Annotated in this window: 1 protein-coding gene; it reads right to left on the reverse strand. The window is 36.7% G+C overall.

Translation table 11 applies throughout. The annotated features are described in order from the left end of the window. Positions 1–8: 8 nt before the first annotated feature. Positions 9–480: IS3 family transposase (locus tag A6E03_RS18250; RefSeq protein ID WP_065601463.1), on the reverse strand; the 472-nt coding region annotated here is incomplete at its 5' end.

Raw genomic sequence — 480 nt, forward strand, 5'->3', positions numbered from 1 at the left:
TGTAGTGGTCAAGTAAAACTGGCCACCGTTTTATATTCTAACCAATATTGTTGCTCTGCAAGGTTCGGTGGTAATCCATCATTATGCTGATGAGGCCTGATACTGCTGAAGTAACCAATTATATACTTGGTTATTGAATGTTTTGCTTCAGCAAAACTTTTATATCCATTCTTAGGAACCCATTCACTTTTTAAACTTCTAAAGAATCTTTCCATTGGACTATTATCCCAGCAATTACCACGACGACTCATGCTTTGAGTTATTTGATATTGCCATAATTTTTGCCTGAACTTTAAACTTGTATAGTGGCAACCTTGATCGCTATGGAACATGACATTTGATGGTTTTCCTCGTAACTCATACGCTATTGAAAGTGCTTTCGCTGTAAGGTTACTATCAGGTGAAAGTGACAATGACCAACCAATCGGTTTTCGTGAAAATAAATCAATAACAACAGCTAAATAAGCCCATCTTGTACCA

The sequence above is a fragment of the Aliivibrio sp. 1S128 genome (genome assembly GCF_001691065.1).
In the GTDB taxonomy this organism is placed as follows: domain Bacteria; phylum Pseudomonadota; class Gammaproteobacteria; order Enterobacterales; family Vibrionaceae; genus Aliivibrio.